This is a genomic window from Acidobacteriota bacterium (assembly GCA_038040445.1).
Taxonomy (GTDB): Bacteria; Acidobacteriota; Blastocatellia; order UBA7656; family UBA7656; genus Onstottus_A; species Onstottus_A frigus.
Map to the genome: position 1 here is coordinate 144749 of JBBPIG010000010.1, position 20667 is coordinate 165415.

Consider the following 20667-nt stretch of genomic DNA (forward strand, 5'->3'; position numbering starts at 1 on the left):
CGCGCACGTTTTGGCAACCTAACTTAGCGCGTTGATTCACCGCTGGGAAGTTTGTCTATGTAGTCCCAGTTGAGGTAGTAACTGCTCCGATTGTACTCCATCAGCCTGAAGAAGCAAGAGCGCTTTGGTGGTTCGCGATTAGCAGTCTGTTTGAAGCGAAACGCTAAAAGAGTTTGGTCACGTAGAGAGACAGGCTTTTCAGAGGTCTACCCAGTTGAGCTTCAGAATGAAGTATCTTGCGGAAAGCTGAAAAGCTTGATTTGTACCTTCAGAAATGCAGTTCAGCTTGGCTAACAATCGTTGCCGATGGCAACGGCACAGATCATCAATCGCTGATGTTAGAGAGGCTTTCAGGCTGGTTACTTAATCAATCCTTCATACTTCGCAAGCGTCGCCGGTAGCGGATCGACGCCCAGCTCGCCGCGTAGCATCTTTCGCAAGCCGTCGAACTGCTCGATCGCCGCCGCCCGATTCCCCGATTGCACGTGCGCTTCCATTACGCTGCAATGCACGTCTTCCTGATACGGGTCGCGCGCCAGGAACATCTGCCCGTAGCGAATCACAAGTTCGTGATCGTTGCGCTCACCGTGATAAGCGATCAGCTCCTTGAGCGCCTCGAGATAAAGATCGCGATAGTAGCTCTGAAGCTCCTCGATCCAGTTGTAATAAAACTCTTCCAGAAAATCGCCGCGGTACAGCTTGGTTGCCTGCGTCAGAAGCTCGGCCGCCCCGTCCGCCGCGCCGCTTCGCCGAGCCTCGCGCGCATCGGCGAGCAGCCGCTCGAATTCTTCCGTGCCCAGCCTGTACCGGTATTGCGCGTTCAGCGAGTACGCTCCCTCGCGATAGAGCACGAAGTCCTTCTTAACCACCTGTCCGCTGTTCAGCGCTTTTCTGAGGTGCGAGATCGTCGGGTGAAAGTTCTTGGCGACCGCGTCTTCACCGGCGTCCGACCAGAACAGCTCTACCAGCGATTCCTTTGGCGCGCGATGATTGCGGCGGGAGCACAGATAGCAGAGGATGTGCAGCGCCTTCGAAAGACGCCACGCTTCTTTTTCCATGCCTGATGGATCGCGAAAAACCATCGGGAGATTGTTAAAGATGGTCCCGCCGAAAATGCCCGCGGCTCGAAGCGCGTCGAAGTCGGCAGGAGCCGGCATGCGATGAAAGACTACGAAGACGTTGACCGCGCTCGAGTCGGGAAGCGTGTTGAGCAGCCAGGCCAGCTCAGGATCGAAGCTGCGAATGCCGGTCGAATCGGCTCCGGTGAGGACGACCCCCTCTTCCCCTGTGTAAGTGAGGGCGTCGGCGCCGGTCAGCACCACACCGTCGGCGCCAGTCAGCACGACTCCATCCGCGCCGGTGAGCACCACGCCGTCGGCGCCGGTCAGCACTACGCCATCCGCGCCGGTCAACACTACCCCTTGCCCCGGGGTAAAGGAGATACCCGCGAATGCGCTGATCGAGGATTGTAGAATTAGGAGTACGGAAAAGAGAATTACGAGGGCTGGGGAGTCCGCTTTTCTCATCTGTCCTGCCTTCTCACTTGTCCACATTCACAGGATTTTTGTTCTTAAACCCGTCCTTGTTGGACTTGGTCATTATTAATGGCTGGCCTTGAAAAAACCTTGAAGGATTCTTGAGGCAGACCGTTTGACCCCTAACCCCGAGACTACGTGCTTTAACGGCAACGATATACGGCTCATTAGGAGGCCTATGCTAGACTGGCTGCAGGCTATGCATACGAAACATCGAGCATATCTTTCTGGCACTACAGTAGTGGTAATCCGCACGCCAGGGGAGATGGTCATAGGGGCAGACAGCATAGTGGTGGCAAAGACAGAGTTTGGTTCATATGGCGAAACAATGTGCAAGATCATACCCGTCGGCAATCTTGTATTTTTTGCTGCGGCCGGATTGATCGGAGATAGCGATGGAGTCTTCAATGCGTATCAAATAGCCTTGGAGTGCGGCAACGTAAGCCGTAGAACCCTAGATACAGTCAACTCCTTTGAAAGCGCGGTGAAGCCTCCCCTCATAGCCGCATTAGAAGACATACGACAGAAAGCAATTGGTCCCGTAATAAACAACACGCGTGCCCTCGAAACGGTTTTTATCAGCTTGGAGAACGACGTTCTTTCATATCACCTTAGCAACTTTATCCTAACGCTCGATGAAGCAAACCTTATTTCGTTAGACCTCAAACGAGTTAATTGCCCTCCCGATTGCAAGGATGGCGTTGGCTTAAGCACCCTTGGGCTAACGACGCACATAGCAGAGTACTTTCCCCGTAACCACAGCAGGGCTGATCTTCCAACCGTTGACAAAGCTGAATTAGTTCGTCAGCTCATTCAACTTGAAATTGATAATGCAGCCGATGGAGAGGTGGGAGGAACAATAGTCATTCTACGCCTAACCCAAGGCGGCGCTCAGTGGATTCGAAATGAAGGGGTTTCTCCAGACCTGATTGCGAAAGGTAAGCGACACAAAACAGCCAAAACGAGAGTTAGGCCCCGTCGAAGATAGGCGGCACTTTCATGTTCTGCTTACGATTTGTTGCGTTGGTAGAGAGATTATTTTGCGCGTGAAGTCGAAAAACGGGGGAGCGACAGTTTCGCGACAGGCATGCAAGTTTGCTCGATCAAATGCCTCCCGAAGCGGGTGGTTTCCTACACTTGAGGTGGTCGGGTGGAATCCTTTCACCTCCGAAAGCCGCGATGGCATATTGAGGTCATCCCAAAGCGGTCCATGAAATCTGACGATCCAATGACCCATATATCGTAAAGCTATGACCACCATGCAGAACGATCCCAATCCGAAGCCAAAGTCAGGTGGCCGGACGAAGTTGGTAGTCATCACCGTTGGGCTACTGGCGCTGGTTGGCCCCCTTGTTTTGTTAGTATGGCTTAACTCGGATTACTCGGACGGGACCGATCCGACGGTTATTAATCCCACGAGGCCGCCGGTTAGTTCCCCGCAGACCGGGCGATCAGCGGCCTCGATTAGTGTGGGGGATACCAAGAGGATTCGAGTGGGTAATCCTGCTAGCCGCCGGGATATGCCCGTGTTCATCACGAAGGAGGCGCTCATAAGATTCTTGCGGGCGCTTGACCAGAACGATAGCGCAGGCATGATGGCTACTTTGCCCGAGACCTTCCGAGTAGACGACTATACGCCCGTTAGGGTCGTTGATAGCGATTCGATTGGAAATGGTCTCTACAACATATCTATTCTTTTAGGTCCACAAAAGGGCCGCACCGGATGGGTCCTGGATATAGACCTCAGGGACTGAATCCGCCGTCAAGGTACCAACGTCCGCTCTAGAGAATTGGGAAAGGTACTTGCCTAAAGACCGCTGACGACCAACTCAACATTCGGACAGGACTCCGCAGCGCCTCGGCCAGCGACCCTCGGAAACGCCTCTCACTGTTCGATAAAAGGCCGGTCGCGTCGTAACCAGGGCGGCGTGTTGGCAACTACTCCAGCACAGACTCCTCGGGCGTCTTATCCGGGCGCACTCTTATGAACACCGGCTCACGGAGGTTACCGGTGCTCACTCGCGAAGCATACTGCACTTCGCATACAAGCTGAGGCTCGAGCCAAACAGTAACTGCGTCGTCGATGGGTTTCTGTTTGATCGGGCGCTCTCCGCGTTTAACCTTCTGAAGCAAGGCAAGTATCGCTTTCGATGTGCGCTCGTTGAAGCCCGTGCCGACTTTACCCACATACACGAGCTGCTTGCCTCGATAAATTCCCAACTGTAACGCGCCGAATGTAGATTCGCGCTCGCCTTTGCCCTTGGTGTAGCCGATGATCACGCAGTCCGCCGTGCTCCGAGTCTTGATCTTGAACCAGTGCGAAGTCCGCTTGCCGGGGAGGTAGATGCTGTTACGCTCCTTTGCCATGATTCCTTCGAGCCCGTGGGCGGCTGCCGCTTTGAACAACGCGGGACCGTCATCGATCGTCTCGCTCGGCCGATAAGCAGGGTTCGGCAGCTTGATGGAATCAACCATCCAGGCGCGGCGGCGCACCAACGGTTCGTTGACGATCGGCCGGCCATCGACATAAAGGCAGTCGAATACGTAGCACACTGCCGGATGCTTTGCGCGAGCCCGAGCGACCGAAGCTTCGTTGCGATGCTGCAAGCGGTGCAGCACGTCTTCGAAGACTGGCTGACCCTGGGCGTTAAGGCAGACGATCTCGACGTCGAACAAACCACACGCCGCGCGAAACGCCTGCTCCGGAATGAGCAGTTCCGGGAAAAGGTTGGTTATGTCACGTTGGGCGCGGCTGCGAATGGTGATCTTGCCTTCATCGAGCGAGACCATCGCGCGAATGCCGTCCCACTTCACCTCGAAGAGAAAGTCCGGCGAGTCGAACGGCTCGTTGCGGCTTTGCGCGAGCATCGGCTCGATAGGGGCGCGCAGCCAGTCGATCTGCGGCGGGACAAGGCGCTCGCACAGCCAGTCCTTCTCCTTGGTGTGGATCATCCGATACTCGTCGTTCCATTCACGGCTCTGGAAGCGAAAGTAAAAACCGTCCTTCTTCTCCTTTGTGATTTCGTATCTGCCCCGGGCGAAGATCCACATGTCGCCGCCGCCGTATTCGCCCTTTGGAATCGTGCCTTCGAAGTCGAGATACTTAAGCGGATGGTCTTCGGTTTGAACTGCCATGCGTTTGATGCCCGGGCGCGGAGGAAGCCCCTTGGGAACGGCCCAACATTTCAGCGTGCCTTCGCGTTCAAGACGCACGTCGTAGTGTAGCCGGGTGGCATGGTGGCGATGAACGACGAACGCGTTGCCGTCGCCGGCGAACACCTCCGGTCCGGGTTCCGGGGTTTTGTCGAAGGCTCGCTTGCGTGCATAGTCGGAGAGCGCGTCATTGTTCTTCGAAGCTTTTGCCTTTGGCGACTGCTTGCTCGACTTTGGTTGCTGGGTGTGAAGCTTGGCTGCGTAGGCGCCGATCGTTTCCCAGGGATCGCCTTCGTCGAGCAGAAGATCAGCCGCGTTGCGCAAGTTGAACTCCGCCGGGTCCTCGACCGACTCGAGCCGTTCCCAGGTGAGCGGCATCGACACCGGCGCGTGCTCGCGCCCTCGAACGCTGTAAGGAGACACGATCGTCTGGTAAGTGCTGTTGCGGTAGATGTCGATCAGCACTTTTCCTTTTCGCTGATCCTTCTTGATCAGAAGCGTAGTCGTCGCACTGTGCTTTTCGATGAACGACCTGGCAACTAACGTAGCCGCTTCCCGCGCTACGTCGAACGGCCATTTTGGTTCGATGGGCGCGACGATGTGTACGCCTTTGCCGCCGGTTGTTTTGACGAAGGTGTGATAGCCAAACTTCTCGATGTGCTCCTTCAAGTCAAAGGCCAGCTCGACGATTTTGGTGAACGGATATTTCTCGGGCGGATCGAGGTCCCACACGATGTAGTCGGGTTTGTCATGGTGAGGAGCGCGGCAATGCATCTGATGAAGCTCGATGCATGCCAGATTCGCCAGCCACACCAGAGATGCTTCTTCGGTGGCCAGCACGTAGTCGACCTTATCTTCTTTGTCGCCGAGCACGACGTGTTCGAGCCACGCCGGCGCCCACTCGGGGCGATTCTTTTGAAAGAAGGTTTGATGGTCGATGCCGTCGGGCCAGCGCACCAGCGTAAGCGGCCGGCCTTTTATATGACGCAGGATGGTCGGCGCGATCTTGAGGTAGTATTCGATCAGCTCTGCTTTGACTATTTCGTCCGAGGGGAAGAGGACCTTGTTCAGGTTGGAGAGCTCGATCTTGCGTTTGCCGACAGTGACTGTGGTGCTGGTTCGGGGCATGGGTTTGCGTCTTCTTAATCACACCTCACGCGCTTCATCAGAAACTGGATAAGCTTCGGCTTCCCCTTTTCCATGCCCTCAATGGCGGCAAGCAGCGAGCCATCTACCTGTTTCTGATAAACGATCCGCTGAGGAAAGTCGTGTTCGACGTTTTCGAAGACCGCCTGCTTGTCGTTTACCTTAACGAGCTTGAACGGTACCGGCTTCCCCCCATTCGGTTGAGCTATGTAGAAAACCCCGTCGCTCTGTGCGCGAATTTGCAAGAACTCGTAGAACTCTGTCTTACCTTCTTTGACGGTTCTGCCGATACCGAGCATCGACTGTCCGGCAAGCTTGGTCCATTGTTCTTCCGTTTGATCTTTGTCGCCGCCCCTCCAACAGCCGGTTATCCACGTTAGCTTCTCCATCTCCGGACTGTTCTCCTGCGCCCATACGCCGGCGCATATCAGGATGACGCACGAGACGGCGAGCAAATACTTTTTCACGTTGTTACTCCTTCACCCTCCGCTCAGCGCCAGCAGTATCGATACCTCGTCATCGGCTCGCAGCCGGCCGGTGAGATCATGCGCCTGGTCGTGATTGACGAAGATCTTTATGTGCGGGCGAATCGAGTCCTGTTCGTCGATGATGCGAAAGCGAAATCCGGGATAGCGCTTGTCGAGTTCTCGAAAAAGTTCGTCAAGAGATGCACCGCTCGCTTCTACTTCGTCCTTCTGGCCGGTGTAGGACCTCAGCGCTGATGGAACGTAGACCTTCACTTCAATTGCTCCGCCACCTCGACCGCATAGACGTGCGGAAGATGTCTCGCCAGGCACTCCCAGTGTTTGCCCTCGTTGGTGCTGCCCCACACTTCGCCGTTGGTTGTGCCGAAATAGATACCGACCGGCTTGTGCGAGTCCGCGGTCATCGACTGCCGTTGGACCGTCAGCCACGCGTGCTTCCCGGGCAACCCTTTGTCCAGCCTCTTCCACTTCTTTCCGGCGGTGTGCGTCACGTAGACCGCCGGCTTTCCATCAGGACTCGTGCGTGGCCATACGGCCGTTCCGTCCATCGGAAATACCCACACCGTGTCCGGGTCGCGCGGATGCAGCACCATTGGAAAGCCGATGTCACCAACCTCCTTTGGCATGTTGTCGCCGATGCGCACCCAGACTGCTTCGTCTCGCTCCATTCGATATATGCCGCAATGGTTCTGTTGATACAGCCGGTCCGGCATCAGCGGATGTAGTCTCACGCAATGAGGATCGTGTCCGTACTCGGGATCAGGGATTGGCAGGAAGTCAGCGACACAACCTTTGTTCAGCGGCTTCCAATCGGCGCCGCGATCCGTGCTTTCAAAAACACCGCCCATGGACATCCCGAGATACATATGATTCGGGTCGCGCGGGTCAATCAATATCGAATGCATCTTCGGGCCGTCGGGTGTTCCGTCGCCCATGCCTCCTACCCACTCGTCGCGCATCGGATGGTCGTTGAAACCCGAGATGCCTTCCCATGTTGCGCCGCCGTCTTCCGAGCGGAACAAACCCTGAGGCGATGAGCCCGCCCACCAGACTCCAGGCTCGCTCGCGTGGCCGGGCGTGAGCCAGAAGACGTGATCGACGACCCGGCCCTTCTCGCCCTCGGGCGCTTTGGGAAAGGCGGGAGGCGTTTGAGCTTCCGTCCAGGACGCGCCGAAGTCGTTTGATCGAAACACAGTCGGCCCGAGGTGTCCCGTGCGGCAACCCATCAGGATTGTCTGGCGCTCTCGCGGGTCCTGGACCATGTGATGAATCATCTGGCCAAGGAAGATAGGCTCGGAGAGCTTCCACCTCTTGCGATTCTTCCCGCCGCGAAGGATGAAGGCTCCCTTGCGGGTTCCGATGAGTAACGCAAGCGGGCCTTTATCTGGTTTGTGATTGGTTTGTGCAGCCGAAGGGTTCTCGTTTGAACTATCAGGTTTCGCCATAAGGGGGCTCCCGTCACGATTCTTCTTCTTAGTCGTATCAAAGACGTTCCGCAGCAGGCAAGCTGAAGCGTGAACGCCAACCTCTTTCGCGTTGCATTATACATTCTGAACAGCGGGTTTGCATCGTCAGTCAACAAGCACGTTTTGGATCAAGCATCCGCCCATCCGCCAACCTGACTGAATGGATCGAACAATCGAAGGGCTGAACGAAATTATCGGCGGTTAACGCTACTTCGTCTTGGGATTGCCGTCCGCTGACGCAGCCTTATTCTCCTCCGCTCGAATCAGATCCAGCTTCCCAGCCCTTCATAATGTGATGGTAAGTCGTGATATGATCAACTATCTTACCGTTTGAAGTGGAGCAAAAGATGAGCACAACCAAAGTGGCCATCACAATTGATGAAGCATTGCTAGCAAAGCTGGATCGCTTGGTCGACAAGAACGTGTTTCCGAATCGAAGCAAAGCTATTCAAGAAGCAGTTCAAGACAAACTGGCGAGGATGCACCGGGGCCGCCTCGCGCGAGAGTGCGCCAAGCTCGATCCGCGCGCCGAGCAAGCGCTCGCGGAAGAGGGCATTGACGCGGAGCTGAATGAATGGCCCGAATTCTAAGAGGCGATATAGTTTGGGCGGACCTCAGTCCCACGAGAGGAAAGGAACAAGCCGGTGCGCGTCCAGTCCTCATCTTGAGCCAAGACATATTCAATCAACGCTCGGGCACGGTCATCGCGATGGCACTCACCAGTAAGCCACAGCGCGCCGGATTCCCGTTGACGTTTGAGCTTGGCGGCAAGGGCCTTCCGAAGAAGGCATGGGTTGTTGATCCGTCCAGATTCGCACGCTTTCAGTCGAACGCCCCGGCAAGCGAATAGGGAAAGTCAATCCTGACGAATTAGCTCAAGTCATCGCGGGTCTGAACGAAATCATCGGCGGCTAACACTACTTCATCTTGGGATTGCTGTCCGCTGACGTAGCCTTATTCTCCTCCGCCCGAATCAGATCCAGCTTCCGACCCGCAAGCACCTTGTTCAACTGCGCCAGATCACTCTTGAGGGTTGCGTTCAACTTCGCGTGCAAAGCGTCCAACTGCGCGGACAACTCTTTGAACACCACGTATGACTGAGCGGTCGGCCGTCCGTCACCGGTCTCGATGCTTCGCCGCAACGCTGCGATCTGATTGTTGAGCTTGATCGGAAAGTTCAACGGGTCCTGATTGCTTTGATTCCGTACTTGATACACCTCTTCTTCAACCGCGCTGAGCTTCTTCGCCAGCACCTCGCCAGCGTCTGACACTGTCTGATCTTTTGCCTTTTCCGCGCGATCCTTGATTTGCTTTTTGATCTCGCGGATCAGAATGACCATCTCATTCGCTTCGCTTGTTTTGTCGCGCACCTTGATCGCGAGACTGAATTGCTCGGCGAGATCGGCGTCGGTCACGTTGTTAAGACGAGGGTCCCTTTTGATCGCAAACGTTTGAGTCTGAGTCTGACCGTTAGCCGTCAAGCGGACCTGATAAGCCCCCGGAGGCGCTAGCGGTCCCGCCTCAGCGCGAGCGCTCCACAAGATCATTCCTTCAAACACCGTCGCGCCCGGATAGCGCATGTCCCACGTGAAGCGATTCGTTCCGGCTTTTCGCCCGGGCGCGCGAGGCGCGGGCGGACCCCCAAACTCGGCTTCTTCTGCACCTGCTGCGGGTCGTCGCTTGTCTTCGTCGGCCGAGCCCGTGTAACTGCGAATCACCGCCCCCTTACCGTCGAGAATCTCGAGGGTGACTTTGTCGGCAGGCTGGTTTAGATAGTAATCGATCGCTGCCTGATTTACCGATCTGATCTGAATGCGCGGTTGGAAGAGATGAACGGCGGCGCTTGCGAGCTCCGGGGTTAGCTGTCTCAGCACGCCGATGTCGTCGAGAACGTAAAACGATCTGCCGTGAGTCGCGATCACCAGATCGTTCTCTTCAACAACCAGATCGGGCACTTGCGTGTCAGGCAAGTTCAAAGACAGCGATTGCCAGTTCGCTCCGTCATCGAACGAAACATAGATGCCGTGTTCGGCGCCGGCATACAGCAACCCCGGCCGCTTCGGGTCTTCTCGCACTGCGTGAACGTAGTCGTCTGGACGGATGCCGTTGACGATCTTTTTCCACGTCTTGCCGTAGTCATCGGTCTTGAAGATATACGGCGCGCGGTCATCCAACTGATATCGCTTCGCGGCGAGATAAGCCGTTCCCGGTTTGTGAGGCGACGCTTCGATCAAGCTGATGCGGCTGAACTCCGGGAGATCCGGCGGCGTTATCTTGTCCCACTTCTTGCCCCCGTCCCGCGTGATGTAAGCCAGCCCATCATCCGAGCCGGTCCATATCGTGTTGGCCTCCAGACGCGACGGAGCGAGGGTGAAAATTGTGCCGTAGATCTCCGGCCCATTCTGATCTTTGGTGATCGGCCCGCCCGAATCGCCGAGCGTTTTCGGATCAGCGCGAGTGAGATCCGGGCTGATCCGCTCCCAGCTCTGGCCGTCGTTGGTGGTCTTCCACAGATGCTGCGACGAGGTGTAGAGCACGTTCGAATCGTGCGGCGAGAAGACTATCGGGAACGTCCACTGCCAACGCTCCTTCAGCGCGCTTGCGGGCATGCCGGAGAAGAAAAGCGGATAGACCTGGATGTCGCGGGTGTGTCCGGTCGATCGATCGAACCGGGTCAGCAGAGCGCCCTGACTTCCCGCATAAAACAAATTCGGGTTCTTCGGATGGGGCGCGATGTAGCCGCTCTCGCCCCCGCCAACTGCGTACATCACGCTTGGCGTCCTGCCGCGTCCGCCGGCTTCGCTGGATACACAGACCGTCGAGTTATCCTGCTGCGCGCCACAGACGTGATAAGGGAAATCCCTGGTGGTCGCGACGCGATAGAGCTGCGCCGTGGGATAGTTCTGCCCGGTCCAGGTCTCGCCGCCGTTGATCGACACGTTACCGCCCCCATCGTTGCTGTTGATCATGCGCTGGGGGTCGTTGGACGCGATCCACAAGTCGTGATTGTCTCCGTGCGGCACGCGAATCGTTTTGTAGGTCTTGCCTCCGTCAGTCGATTTGTAGAAGCCGGTGTTGAGCACGTAGACCGTGTCGCGCACTTTTGGATCGGCGTACAGCCGTGAGTAGTAGAACGCGCGTTGCCGCAAGCGGCGGTCTTCGCTGATTTTCTTCCAGGTCGCGGCCGAGTCGTCGGATACAAAGACGCCGCCGTCTTCTGCCTCGACAATCGCGTAGACGCGCTTACCGTCGGCTCCCGAAACGCTGACGCCGATCTTGCCGACGACGCCTTGGGGCAGACCGGTGTTGCGGGTGATCTCGGCCCAGGTATCGCCGCCGTCGGTTGATTTGAATAGACCGCTTTCAGGTCCGCCGCTCGACAGACTCCACGGCGTGCGATAGGCGTCCCAGATGGCGGCGAACATCACCTGCGGATCTTGCGGATCGAAGCAAAGGTCAACAGCGCCCGAATGATTGCTGCGGAACAAGACCTTCTGCCAGGTCTTGCCTCCGTCCTTCGAGCGAAACACGCCTCGCTGTTCGTTGGGTCCATACGGATGACCCAGCGCACAGGCATAGACAAGATCGGCGTTGGCGGGATGAACTCGAATGCGGGAGATAGCGTGGGTGTCCGCGAGTCCAACGTGGGTCCACGTCTTGCCCGCGTCGACTGATTTGTAGACGCCATCACCCTGCATGATGTTGCCGCGCAGTTGGACCTCACCCATGCCGATATAGACCACATCAGGATTGGATTCGCTTACCGCGACCGCGCCAATCGATGAGCTTTTTATCTGCCCGTCGGTGACCGGCTTCCAGGTGACGCCACCATCGCCGGTCTTCCACAAGCCGCCGCCGACCGCGCCGAAGTAGTATTCGAAGGGCCGGCTGGTGCTTCCAGCGCAGGCGATCGAACGGCCGCCGCGAACAGGACCGATGCTCCGCCACCGCAGCGCGTTGAACAGCGAAGAATCGTAGTTCTTCTTCGCTGCATCAGCGGCGGATGATTGGGCGCGAACGTCGCCCGGCAATATCGCTGCGATTGCTACGGCCAACCTCACTCCAAAAAGCGCGCGCTTCACGATGCGTTGCATTCTGAATCCCTCCAGTTATGATTCGAGCCCGCGTAGCGGGCTGTTCGCGGGCTGAACGATAACGCTGTTCCCATGCGCATGCAACCTCACTGCATGCGACATCGCGCGAGATGGCAGCGCGTGGTTCGAAGAGCTTTACTCGACCCTGATCAACCTAGCAACGACGCGCCTTTTTGATATAATCCAGCCCCTATCAAACGACCTCACGAAAGGACAACATGGCTGACGAAGTTATTCTCACCGAGGTATCAGACAAAGTTGGCAGGCTGACTTTCAACCGGCCCGACAAGCTCAACGCGCTGAGCATGGACTTGATCGCCGGGTCCATAGACACTTTGAAGAGTTGGAGCGGCGACGCCGAGATAGGCTGCATTGTAGTCACCGGCGCGGGCCGGGCGTTTTGCGCGGGCGGTGACGTTTCGACAATGGCTCAGGATGACACTGAGACTCTCGAACAAAAGATCGACCGGCTCCGGCAGATGCAAGAGCTTAGCTGGCTGCTGTACAACATGCCCAAGGTCACGATCGCCGCGGTCAACGGCTTCGCGATGGGAGCGGGGCTTGGAGTTTGTCTCGCTTGCGATCTTCGCATCGCGTCGGAGCAGGCGCGATTCGGTACTGCTTATGCGAAGGTCGGATACGGCGGCGATTTCGGAACGACGTGGCTGCTGGCTCAATACGTGGGCGGACCCAAAGCGAAGGAGTTGTTCTTTCTGGGAGACATGATCGATGCCGCAGAAGCTCATAGGCTTGGATTGGTCAATCGAGTTGTGCCCGGCGAGAGCCTGGCCTCTGAGGTAGGCGGCATCGCGTCTCGCATCGCGCGCGGGCCGCTGACAAGTTACCGGTATATGAAAGCGAACGTGAATCTGGCTCCCAGTGTAGATTTCAGGACGCTGCTCGATCGCGAAGCCGAAACTCACATGCGCTGCTCGATGACTGAAGATCACAAGGAAGGCGTTCGAGCGTTTATGGAAAAGCGCGAGCCGAAGTTTACCGGGCGGTGACGATGATATGTCCGATTCGTCCTACGGGTCCTATTCCGGAAGGGAGTTCACATGGACTTTCGCGAGATCATCTATTCAAAAGAGAATCGAGTCGCAACGATAACCTTGAATCGGCCCGCTAAGCTGAACGCTTACTCGGAAGTCATGGTCCACGAGATAATCTCCGCGCTCTGTGATGCCCGCGACGACGACGAAGTGCGAGCGGTCATCATCACCGGCGCGGGACGAGGCTTCTGCTCGGGAGGCGACATAAGCCGCGATTTCCAATACCCCGCGCGCTATCGAGGGCACCGCATGGAAGCGATGCTCGAGATGCGAGAGAACATGCATCGACTGGTGATCCTTCTCCGGCGGTTCGATAAGCCGACCATTGCCGCCGTAAACGGCGCCGCGGTCGCGGGTGGACTCACGCTCGCTCTGTGTTGCGATTTTCGCATTGCCGCTGAGAGCGCGAAGCTTGGCGATACCAGCCTCAAGTTCGCGTTGATTCCGGATGAAGGCGGCGCGTATCTGTTTCCGAAACACCTGGGCTTGCAGAACGCGCTGAAGATGTCGCTCTTCTCTGAAGTCTATCCCGCCAACAAGGCGAGAGAGTTGGGACTGGTGACCGAGGTTGTACCCGACGCGGAATTGTTGCCGGCCGCTCGCCGATGGGCTGAAGCTCTCGCGGATGGTCCGCCCATAGCGATACGCATGGCGAAGCGAATGATGTACAAGCAACAGACCATGGATTTAGAGAACGCCCTTGAAGACGCCGCGCTTTCGGTGATGGTGACCAACTACTGCGAGGACGTGAAGGAAGGGACGGCCGCTTTTCACGAGAAGCGGAAACCGAATTTCAAAGGACGCTAATGTCTTTGCGTCCTTTGCGGCTTTGCGCGAACCTCTTCTCACGCAAAGTCGCAAAGCCGCAAAGAGACTTAACACGAACCCTTAGGGAGGAACGAACGTGTCACTATCTAGAGAGCTGGCAGTGCTGGACGCAACTGCTCAGGCAGAATTGGTCCGCAAGAAGGAAGTGAAGCCCATCGAACTCGTCGATGCGGCCATCGAGCGAATCGAACGCGTCAATCCCACAATCAACGCGGTGGTCACGCCGATGTTTGATGAAGCGCGCGCGGCAGCGAACGGCGAACTGCCGGTCGGGCCGTTCACCGGAGTTCCGTTTCTGCTCAAAGATCTGCTGGCTGCTTACGCGGGTGTGCGAATGACTTCGGGCTCGGCGTTCTTGCGCGACTTCGTTCCCACTCACGACTCCGAGTTGGTCGCTCGCTACAAGCGCGCCGGGTTGGTCGTCGTCGGCAAAACCAACACGCCCGAATACGGAATCATGCCGACGACCGAGCCCGCGTTGTTTGGCCCGAGCCGGAATCCCTGGGACACGACGCGCGCGACCGGCGGCTCGAGCGGAGGCTCGGCTGCTGCCGTGGCGGCGGGCCTTGTTCCGTTCGCTCACGGCAACGACGGCGGCGGATCGATTCGCATTCCTGCGTCGTGCTGCGGGCTTTTTGGTCTGAAACCAACCCGAGCACGCAATCCGCTCGGTCCTGATTTCGGGGATATGTTCAGCGGCCTCGTAGCCGAGCACGCGCTCACGCGATCGGTGCGAGACAGCGCGGCGCTGCTCGACGCGACCGCCGGGCCTGACGTCGGAGATCCTTACTGGGCGCCGCCTCCCGCTCGACCGTTCCTCAAAGAAGCCGGCGCCGATCCCGGCAAGCTGCGCATTGCGTTTACGACCGCCGCGCCAAGTGGAGTAGCAATCCATCCCGACTGCGTCAGCGCGGTCAATGACGCCGCCAGGCTGTGTAGCGATCTCGGCCACGAGGTTGTGGAGGCGTCTCCCAAGCTGGATGGCGAGCTGATGGCTCCGATGTTCATGACTGTGTGGTCGGCCGGCTGCACGTGGACTATCGACGGTGCGGCCCACGCGTTGGGGCGGCAACCCTCGCCGGAACATTTCGAGCCGGGAACGTGGGCGCTTTATCAGATGGGGCTCAAGCAAACCGGCTCAGGATATATGATGGCTCTCAATTGGATCCAGGCAGCGTCGCGCGACGTCGCCCGTTTCATGCTCGACTACGATGTGTGGCTGACGCCGACCCTTGGAGAACCGCCGCTACCGCTTGGCAGCTTCGACTCACCGCCCGAGAACCCGATGGCAGGCATGGCCAGGGCGGTGCAGTTCGTTCCGTTCACTCCTGTATGTAATATGACTGGTCAGCCGGCGATGTCGGTGCCGCTATTCTGGAATGATCAAGGCTTGCCGGTTGGAACTCACTTCGCCGGACGCTTCGGCGATGAAGCGATGCTGTTCCGGTTGGCGGCTCAGCTTGAAACGGCGCGCGCGTGGGCGAATCGCCGTCCGCCAGTGAGCGCCGCTCAATAATTCCCAGGCAGGGGCTATGACACGGACCGTTGATTATCACTCGCTGCTTCAAGTGGCGATCGAAGAGGCGCGTCAAGGACTCACTGAAGGCGGCATTCCAATCGGCGCGGCGCTCTTCGATCGCGAAGGCAATCTCCTCGGGCGAGGCCACAACCGCCGAGTTCAAGATAATGATCCATCGGTGCATGGCGAGACCGACGCTTTTCGAAAGGCTGGCCGGCAACGCACCTACCGGGACAAGATAATGGTGACGACGCTCGCGCCTTGCTGGTATTGCAGCGGGCTGATCCGGCAATTCAACATCGGGATGGTTGTAGTCGGCGAGTCGGTCAATTTTCAGGGTGGAATCGACTGGCTTCGAGACAGCGGCGTCGAGGTCATAGACCTGGCATCACAGGAGTGCGCGGATTTGTTGGCCGGTTACATCGCCGAGCATTCAGCGGTTTGGAACGAAGACATCGGTGAATATTAGTTAGATCCCATGCATCTGATATCTTATTGTCATGTAGGCCAAGCCAGATACGTCTGTTGACGTGGTTCTGAGTAGATCAAGAGAAGTTGTTCGCTAATGGAGATATGGAAATCATCCGCATACTAAACAATCGTGAAATAGCAGTAGTAATATGGCTGTCTCTTCTCTTCCTTTGGGCACTATCCATTAGTTCTGTTAGACATTCTTTTTTTGGCATTTTAAAGGCATTCTTTGTCAAAACAATTATTGTACCCCTCGCAATAATGCTACTCTACGTCCTTCTAATGGTTCTGGTTTTCAAAAGAATAGGGTTTTGGGATACATCGGCATTGAAAGATACGATTCTTTGGACGGTAGGTGCCTTTGCAACGTTCTTAGGTTTGAATAAAGTCGTTGGAGATGAGAGTTTTTTTAGAAACGCTATTTTGGATAACCTCAAATTGGTTTTGATACTTGAGTTTATTGTCAATCTGTATTCTTTCAACCTCGTCCTTGAATTAGTATTAGTGCCGATTGTCACTTTCATTGTACTGCTGAACTTGGTTGCAAAATCGAAACCAGAATACAAGAACGTAAGGATTGTCCTCGATTATGCTTTAGGCCTTTTCGGCCTTGTGCTTATTGTTTTCACATTCCGAGAGCTCTCTGTTGATTTGCAAAACTTTGCTACCCTTGATAAGACGCTAAGGGATTTTTTATTACCAGCACTCTTTACGATTGTCTTCCTGCCCTATGTCTATTTGATGGCGTTATACATGCAGTATGAAAGACTCTTTCTTCGAATAGATTTTGCTAATGCAAATGCAGGGCTTGCGAGATATGCGAAACGGAAGATTCTTCAGGCCTGCCATCTTAATTTGTCAAAAGTGAACAAATGCTCGAAAAATGTAGGACTGCCGAAACTAAACGGTAAGGATGATGTACTAGCCTTAATAAGAACGGCACTAAATCCAACAGGCGCTTAACTGTTCAATACAACAGACGCGCCTCTCCACCGAAACAGCCGAGGTGAATAAGATTCAGGAGTACACCCATCGAAGGCGAGAATCATGCAAGTTGGGTCGGACGGAGAGGACCCGAAGGCGGGCTGGAGACTTTCTACCCGTCTGATTGAACGAGATCTGTCACCGAAGTAGAAATAAAACTGGGCCGCCAAGAACAGCTTCGCCTAGCCGCTATAAGACTTAGCTCAAGTGCTGCGAAAAGAACTTCGGCACTCGCCGCCACGCGTCCTTAGCTGCTTCTTCATTGTAGACTTCCGGCCGCGTATCGTTAAAAAACCCGTGATCGGCATCCGGGTAGATATGAATTTCGGCTGATTTGCCGAGCGCTTTTAACTGACGCTCCAATTCGCGCACCGATTCCGGCGTTACGAAGCCATCGCGCCCCGCGTAGAGTCCGAGCACTGGCGCTTGAAGGTTCGCCAGGTCCGGCTTTACGTTCGGGTGTCCGCCATAGAAAATCACGCACGCCCCAACTTGCGAATTCTTGGTAGCCGCGTAAAGAGACAGCGCTCCGCCCATGCAGAAACCGACGGTGCCGACTTTATTGCCAGTAGTGGCGCCGCGATTGAGTAAGAACTGAGCAGCGCCCCGCAGGTCTTTTTCGGCTTCATCGATGCGCAGGGCCATCATCAGCTTGCCCGCTTCGTCTGGCGAGGTGGCCGACTTGCCGTGATAGAGATCTGGCGCTAGCGCCACGAAGCCTTCGGCTGCGAAGCGATCGCACACGTCTTTGATATGTGGAACCAGGCCCCACCATTCTTGAATCACGATCACCCCCGGTCCTTTGCCCGACTCAGGCGCCGCCAGATAGCCGCTGGCAGTTCCTCCGTTGCTCGAGAACTCAACCATTTGTCCTGCCATAAGACCTCCCTTGATTGTATGTTAAGGAGCAGCCGAGTTTAGTTCACCACGTCTAGCTGTTCAACTCGCCCGCACGCAACATAGACTTCAGCTGCTCCTTCACTCTTCAAACCGTCCCCCGGTTATCATGACTCCATCCCACCGGTTCGCTGCATCGAGATGAATCTCGAACTGATCCAGAATTCGCACAACGATGTGATTGATGATGTCGTCAATCGTGCGAGGGTGATTGTAAAAAGCAGGCACTGGCGGGATTATGACTACGCCCATCCGCGAGAGTTTCAGCATGTTCTCCAGGTGAATGTCATTGATCGGCGTTTCGCGCACTACAAGCACGAGCCTGCGGCGCTCTTTGAGGATCACGTCCGCGGCGCGATGAAGCAGGTTGTCACCGTGCCCGTGCGCGATCGCCGCAAGCGTCCTCATGCTGCATGGGGCTACAACCATACCTTTGGTCAGAAACGACCCGCTCGAAATTGCCGCGCCCTGATCGCCGCCGGGATAGTAGCAACTCGCCATCTGTTGCACTTCTTCCACGGTGTAGGGAGTCTCGTGTAGGAGTGTGCGGATCCCCCACTTGCTCATCACCAGATGCGTCTCAATGCCTGAACCCTGAAGCATCTGCAGAAGCCTCACTCCAAAAATCGTGCCGGTCGCTCCGCTGATGCCAACAACAAGTTTCTCGCCTGTATTCTCGATCATTTAGAAAGACCCTCGGTTTCAGTCACTTCTTTCAGAAGCTCCCTCACTGCGGTTCGCCATCGCCTCATACCGGCTCGCGTGTTGCACGTATCGGCGTCGCCGCGGTCGTCCTGATCTTTAATAGTATTCCCAAAGCCGCCAGGGTAGAAAGCTTTCCATCGCGGGTCACGAGCACTTTCCGGCAAAGACTCTTTTTCGGTTCGCGCTGCTTCCAAGATGTTCAGTTGTCCAAGCAGCGTTCAAGTAGTTGGCGCGATATATCTCAACGGGCGTCGGGTGGGTCATACGAGGCAAACCTGAAACAGCTTGGAGAGGAGACAAGATGTTACTTCCGAAGATATATTGTACGCGCGCCAAGCTCAACGGTTGCTGAGAGGAGAACAGACTAACGGTCTGATAGAAGGGGCCCACATAGGATTGTGACAGGAGGAACTCATGTCGAAGATGCGCGTCGTGCAGGTTAGTCAACCGAATGGTGCCTTTGAACTTGTCGAACGAGAAATTCCGGAGCCTGCTGCCGGGTGGGTACGCATCAAGGTCGAGGCGTGTGGCATCTGCCATAGCGATTCGCTGACCAAGGAGGGTATCCTCCCGGGTATTCAGTACCCGCGAGTTCCGGGACATGAAGTCGCCGGAATTGTTGATGAGGTCGGCGCCGGCGTCGTCGGCTGCATCGTGGGCCAGCGGGTGGGAGTCGGTTGGCACGGAGGATATTGCGGGCACTGCGAGCCCTGCCCGCCGCAGTGATTTTTTGCCTGCCAGTGGGGCCAGATGACCGGCATAACTTACGATGGAGGCTACGCCGACTACATGGTCGCGCACTCAAGCGCGCTGGCGCTACTCCCCGAAGAGCTTTCCGCCGTAGAGGCGGGGCCGCTCGTGTGCGCGGGGGTCACCACGTTCAACTCTCTTCGCAACAGCGGTGCCCGACCCAATGATGTTGTCGCCGTCCTGGGCCTGGGTGGTCCCGGTCATCTGGGTGTTCAGTTCGCCGCGAAGATGGGTTTCAGGACCATCGCCATCGCGCGAGGTAGCGACAAGGAGCCGTTGGCCAGGCAACTCGGCGCGCACCATTACATTGATAGTCAGGCGCAGGATGTGGCGGCGGAACTCGTCAAGATGGGTGGCTGCCAAGGTCATCCTCGCAACCGTGACGAACGCCGAAGCGATGAGCGCGGCGTTGGGTGGTCTAGGCATCAACGGCAAGTTGCTTGTCCTCGGCGCTCCTCATGAGCCGCTTGAAGTGCCGGCGGGTCCGCTCCTTGGAGGTCGCCGGTCGGTCGCAGGCTGGTACTCCGGTACGTCCATTGACTCGCAGGACACGCTTTCCTTCAGTACGCTAACCGGTGTGCGGGCGATGACCGAAGTCTATCCGCTGGAGCGCGCAGCCGAAGCCTACGAGCGCATGATGAGCGGCAAGGCACGGTTTAGAGTCGTCCTCACAACCGGGCAGTAGCAGGGTGCGGTGCGGCCTGACTCTTGATTTTCGATTTTTGATTCTGGATTTTGGACCCCTCTTGATTTTGGATTCTGGACTTTTCAATTCTCCATTGCCCAAATCCAAAATCCAAAATAATCCAAGATCAAGTTAGCGGTCGCGTTCGTCCATAGAGTGCTCCACGAATGAAAGGGAGGTAATCATGTCAGACGCAACGTGTTCTCATATCGACGCTATTACAGCCGTCAAACGTCCGAAAACCAGGGAGTGCGAGGAGTGCGCAAAGACCGGCGCACGATGGGTCCATCTGCGGACGTGTCAGGAGTGCGGTACGACGCTGTGTTGCGACAGCTCACCGAACCGCCACGCCAGCGCCCATGCGCGAGCGAGTGGGCACCCGGTGATTGCCTCGGCGGAGCCGGGAGAGAATTGGTTGTACTGCTATCCGGATGACGCTTTCGCGGACTGATCTTCCTGCGATTCTCAGCTTGTGTAGATCCACCTCCGCGCTCAGGCCTTTCTCCTGGAGACTGGCTCTCGATGAATTCATTTAGCGCCGAATCGTTCGCCGCCGCGCTCGCAATCATAGGCGTCGTGATCATCGTATCCGCGCTGCTATCCGGTTTGATTGATCGAAGCGGACTACCGCAGGTCGCTGTGTTTCTCGCGCTAGGCGCGGCGCTCGGACCGTTCGGTCTGCGTCTGCTGAACATCTCGCTGGACTCCGCGACATTGCGCGCAGTCGCGATCTTGAGTCTCGCGCTTGTCCTTTTTTACGGATGCTGTTTCGCTAAACATCGCTGAGGTTCGACGCCGCGCAACGCTCGCGCTCCGGTTACTGGGGCCGGGAACCCTGCTCACCGCCGCCCTCATTGCGCTCGCCGGATGGTGGGTGTTGGGACTTTCGGCGGCGGC

At 56.6% G+C, this 20667-nt stretch carries 18 protein-coding genes and 2 pseudogenes; 12 read left to right on the forward strand and 8 right to left on the reverse strand.

The window, feature by feature from the left end:
• Positions 1 to 359 precede the first annotated feature (359 nt).
• Positions 360 to 1526 (reverse strand): bacterial transcriptional activator domain-containing protein, encoded by a 1167-nt coding sequence (locus AABO57_13255; protein ID MEK6286702.1) that lies wholly within the window; start codon positions 1524 to 1526, stop codon positions 360 to 362.
• A gap of 187 nt (positions 1527 to 1713) precedes the next feature.
• Here AABO57_13255 and AABO57_13260 point away from each other — a divergent pair, with 187 nt between their 5' ends.
• Both AABO57_13260 and AABO57_13265 read left to right on the forward strand, forming a co-directional pair.
• Positions 1714 to 2523 (forward strand): hypothetical protein, encoded by an 810-nt coding sequence (locus AABO57_13260; GenBank protein MEK6286703.1) that lies wholly within the window; start codon positions 1714 to 1716, stop codon positions 2521 to 2523.
• A 262-nt stretch (positions 2524 to 2785) separates the two neighbouring features.
• Positions 2786 to 3289, forward strand: a complete 504-nt coding sequence (locus AABO57_13265; GenBank protein ID MEK6286704.1) for a hypothetical protein — start codon at positions 2786 to 2788, stop codon at positions 3287 to 3289.
• 184 nt (positions 3290 to 3473) lie between these two features.
• Here AABO57_13265 and ligD read toward each other — a convergent pair whose 3' ends face one another.
• From ligD to AABO57_13285, 4 genes are read right to left on the reverse strand one after another with little or no spacing between them, the layout of a single operon-like run.
• Entirely contained in the window at positions 3474 to 5816 is a 2343-nt protein-coding gene (gene ligD, locus AABO57_13270; GenBank protein MEK6286705.1) for a non-homologous end-joining DNA ligase, read from the reverse strand.
• 14 nt (positions 5817 to 5830) lie between these two features.
• Positions 5831 to 6301 carry a DUF6265 family protein gene (locus tag AABO57_13275; GenBank protein MEK6286706.1) on the reverse strand — a complete coding sequence of 157 codons (471 nt, stop codon included), beginning with the start codon at positions 6299 to 6301 and terminating at the stop codon, positions 5831 to 5833.
• A 12-nt stretch (positions 6302 to 6313) separates the two neighbouring features.
• Complete coding sequence (locus AABO57_13280; GenBank protein MEK6286707.1) at positions 6314 to 6574, reverse strand: MoaD/ThiS family protein; 261 nt, start codon at positions 6572 to 6574, stop codon at positions 6314 to 6316.
• The gene (locus tag AABO57_13285; GenBank protein MEK6286708.1) at positions 6571 to 7764 is read right to left on the reverse strand and encodes a glycosyl hydrolase; all 1194 of its coding nucleotides are present in this window, start codon (positions 7762 to 7764) and stop codon (positions 6571 to 6573) included. Before AABO57_13285 ends, AABO57_13280 begins: the two co-directional genes overlap by 4 nt.
• A gap of 368 nt (positions 7765 to 8132) precedes the next feature.
• Between AABO57_13285 and AABO57_13290 the strand changes: the two genes are divergently transcribed.
• Both AABO57_13290 and AABO57_13295 read left to right on the forward strand, forming a co-directional pair.
• Positions 8133 to 8375: a ribbon-helix-helix domain-containing protein gene (locus tag AABO57_13290; GenBank protein MEK6286709.1), complete on the forward strand. Its 243-nt coding sequence runs from the start codon at positions 8133 to 8135 to the stop codon at positions 8373 to 8375.
• A pseudogene (locus AABO57_13295) lies at positions 8360 to 8700 on the forward strand (type II toxin-antitoxin system PemK/MazF family toxin). Before AABO57_13290 ends, AABO57_13295 begins: the two are co-directional and overlap by 16 nt.
• Positions 8701 to 8702: 2 nt before the next feature.
• Here the strand turns inward: AABO57_13295 and AABO57_13300 are convergent.
• A complete protein-coding gene (locus tag AABO57_13300; protein MEK6286710.1) occupies positions 8703 to 11879 on the reverse strand; it encodes a glycosyl hydrolase in 3177 nt (1058 codons plus the stop codon).
• 218 nt (positions 11880 to 12097) lie between these two features.
• Between AABO57_13300 and AABO57_13305 the strand changes: the two genes are divergently transcribed.
• The 5 genes from AABO57_13305 (at position 12098) to AABO57_13325 (ending at position 16712) form a co-directional block, all read left to right on the forward strand.
• On the forward strand, positions 12098 to 12886 hold the full coding sequence (locus AABO57_13305) for an enoyl-CoA hydratase (protein MEK6286711.1): 789 nt from the start codon (positions 12098 to 12100) through the stop codon (positions 12884 to 12886).
• 51 nt (positions 12887 to 12937) lie between these two features.
• Positions 12938 to 13738, forward strand: coding sequence for an enoyl-CoA hydratase-related protein (locus AABO57_13310; GenBank protein ID MEK6286712.1), 801 nt, complete (start codon positions 12938 to 12940; stop codon positions 13736 to 13738).
• Between the two features lie 97 nt (positions 13739 to 13835).
• Positions 13836 to 15275, forward strand: coding sequence for an amidase (locus AABO57_13315; GenBank protein ID MEK6286713.1), 1440 nt, complete (start codon positions 13836 to 13838; stop codon positions 15273 to 15275).
• Between the two features lie 16 nt (positions 15276 to 15291).
• The gene (locus AABO57_13320; GenBank protein ID MEK6286714.1) at positions 15292 to 15747 is read left to right on the forward strand and encodes a nucleoside deaminase; all 456 of its coding nucleotides are present in this window, start codon (positions 15292 to 15294) and stop codon (positions 15745 to 15747) included.
• Positions 15748 to 15851: 104 nt separating this feature from the next.
• Positions 15852 to 16712, forward strand: a complete 861-nt coding sequence (locus tag AABO57_13325; GenBank protein ID MEK6286715.1) for a hypothetical protein — start codon at positions 15852 to 15854, stop codon at positions 16710 to 16712.
• Positions 16713 to 16931: 219 nt separating this feature from the next.
• Here the strand turns inward: AABO57_13325 and AABO57_13330 are convergent, their stop codons facing one another.
• Positions 16932 to 17612 (reverse strand): dienelactone hydrolase family protein, encoded by a 681-nt coding sequence (locus AABO57_13330; protein ID MEK6286716.1) that lies wholly within the window; start codon positions 17610 to 17612, stop codon positions 16932 to 16934.
• Between the two features lie 99 nt (positions 17613 to 17711).
• Complete coding sequence (locus AABO57_13335; GenBank protein ID MEK6286717.1) at positions 17712 to 18314, reverse strand: UbiX family flavin prenyltransferase; 603 nt, start codon at positions 18312 to 18314, stop codon at positions 17712 to 17714.
• A 435-nt stretch (positions 18315 to 18749) separates the two neighbouring features.
• Here AABO57_13335 and AABO57_13340 point away from each other — a divergent pair.
• From AABO57_13340 to AABO57_13350, 3 genes and pseudogenes are all read left to right on the forward strand, one after another.
• Positions 18750 to 19770: pseudogene (locus AABO57_13340) on the forward strand (alcohol dehydrogenase).
• Between the two features lie 184 nt (positions 19771 to 19954).
• On the forward strand, positions 19955 to 20221 hold the full coding sequence (locus AABO57_13345) for a UBP-type zinc finger domain-containing protein (protein ID MEK6286718.1): 267 nt from the start codon (positions 19955 to 19957) through the stop codon (positions 20219 to 20221).
• Between the two features lie 71 nt (positions 20222 to 20292).
• Positions 20293 to 20556, forward strand: a complete 264-nt coding sequence (locus AABO57_13350) for a hypothetical protein (protein ID MEK6286719.1) — start codon at positions 20293 to 20295, stop codon at positions 20554 to 20556.
• Positions 20557 to 20667 lie beyond the last annotated feature (111 nt).

Bases quoted from the DNA above. Each gene is read 5' to 3' on its own strand.
- AABO57_13330 (MEK6286716.1), bottom strand. From the start codon at position 17,612: ATGGCAGGACAAATGGTTGAGTTCTCGAGCAACGGAGGAACTGCCAGC.
- AABO57_13300 (MEK6286710.1), bottom strand. From the start codon at position 11,879: ATGCAACGCATCGTGAAGCGCGCGCTTTTTGGAGTGAGGTTGGCCGTA.
- AABO57_13305 (MEK6286711.1), top strand. From the start codon at position 12,098: ATGGCTGACGAAGTTATTCTCACCGAGGTATCAGACAAAGTTGGCAGG.
- AABO57_13345 (MEK6286718.1), top strand. From the start codon at position 19,955: ATGTCAGACGCAACGTGTTCTCATATCGACGCTATTACAGCCGTCAAA.
- AABO57_13320 (MEK6286714.1), top strand. From the start codon at position 15,292: ATGACACGGACCGTTGATTATCACTCGCTGCTTCAAGTGGCGATCGAA.
- AABO57_13350 (MEK6286719.1), top strand. From the start codon at position 20,293: ATGAATTCATTTAGCGCCGAATCGTTCGCCGCCGCGCTCGCAATCATA.
- AABO57_13290 (MEK6286709.1), top strand. From the start codon at position 8,133: ATGAGCACAACCAAAGTGGCCATCACAATTGATGAAGCATTGCTAGCA.
- AABO57_13325 (MEK6286715.1), top strand. From the start codon at position 15,852: ATGGAAATCATCCGCATACTAAACAATCGTGAAATAGCAGTAGTAATA.
- AABO57_13260 (MEK6286703.1), top strand. From the start codon at position 1,714: ATGCTAGACTGGCTGCAGGCTATGCATACGAAACATCGAGCATATCTT.
- ligD (MEK6286705.1), bottom strand. From the start codon at position 5,816: ATGCCCCGAACCAGCACCACAGTCACTGTCGGCAAACGCAAGATCGAG.
- AABO57_13335 (MEK6286717.1), bottom strand. From the start codon at position 18,314: ATGATCGAGAATACAGGCGAGAAACTTGTTGTTGGCATCAGCGGAGCG.
- AABO57_13255 (MEK6286702.1), bottom strand. From the start codon at position 1,526: ATGAGAAAAGCGGACTCCCCAGCCCTCGTAATTCTCTTTTCCGTACTC.
- AABO57_13310 (MEK6286712.1), top strand. From the start codon at position 12,938: ATGGACTTTCGCGAGATCATCTATTCAAAAGAGAATCGAGTCGCAACG.
- AABO57_13265 (MEK6286704.1), top strand. From the start codon at position 2,786: ATGACCACCATGCAGAACGATCCCAATCCGAAGCCAAAGTCAGGTGGC.
- AABO57_13285 (MEK6286708.1), bottom strand. From the start codon at position 7,764: ATGGCGAAACCTGATAGTTCAAACGAGAACCCTTCGGCTGCACAAACC.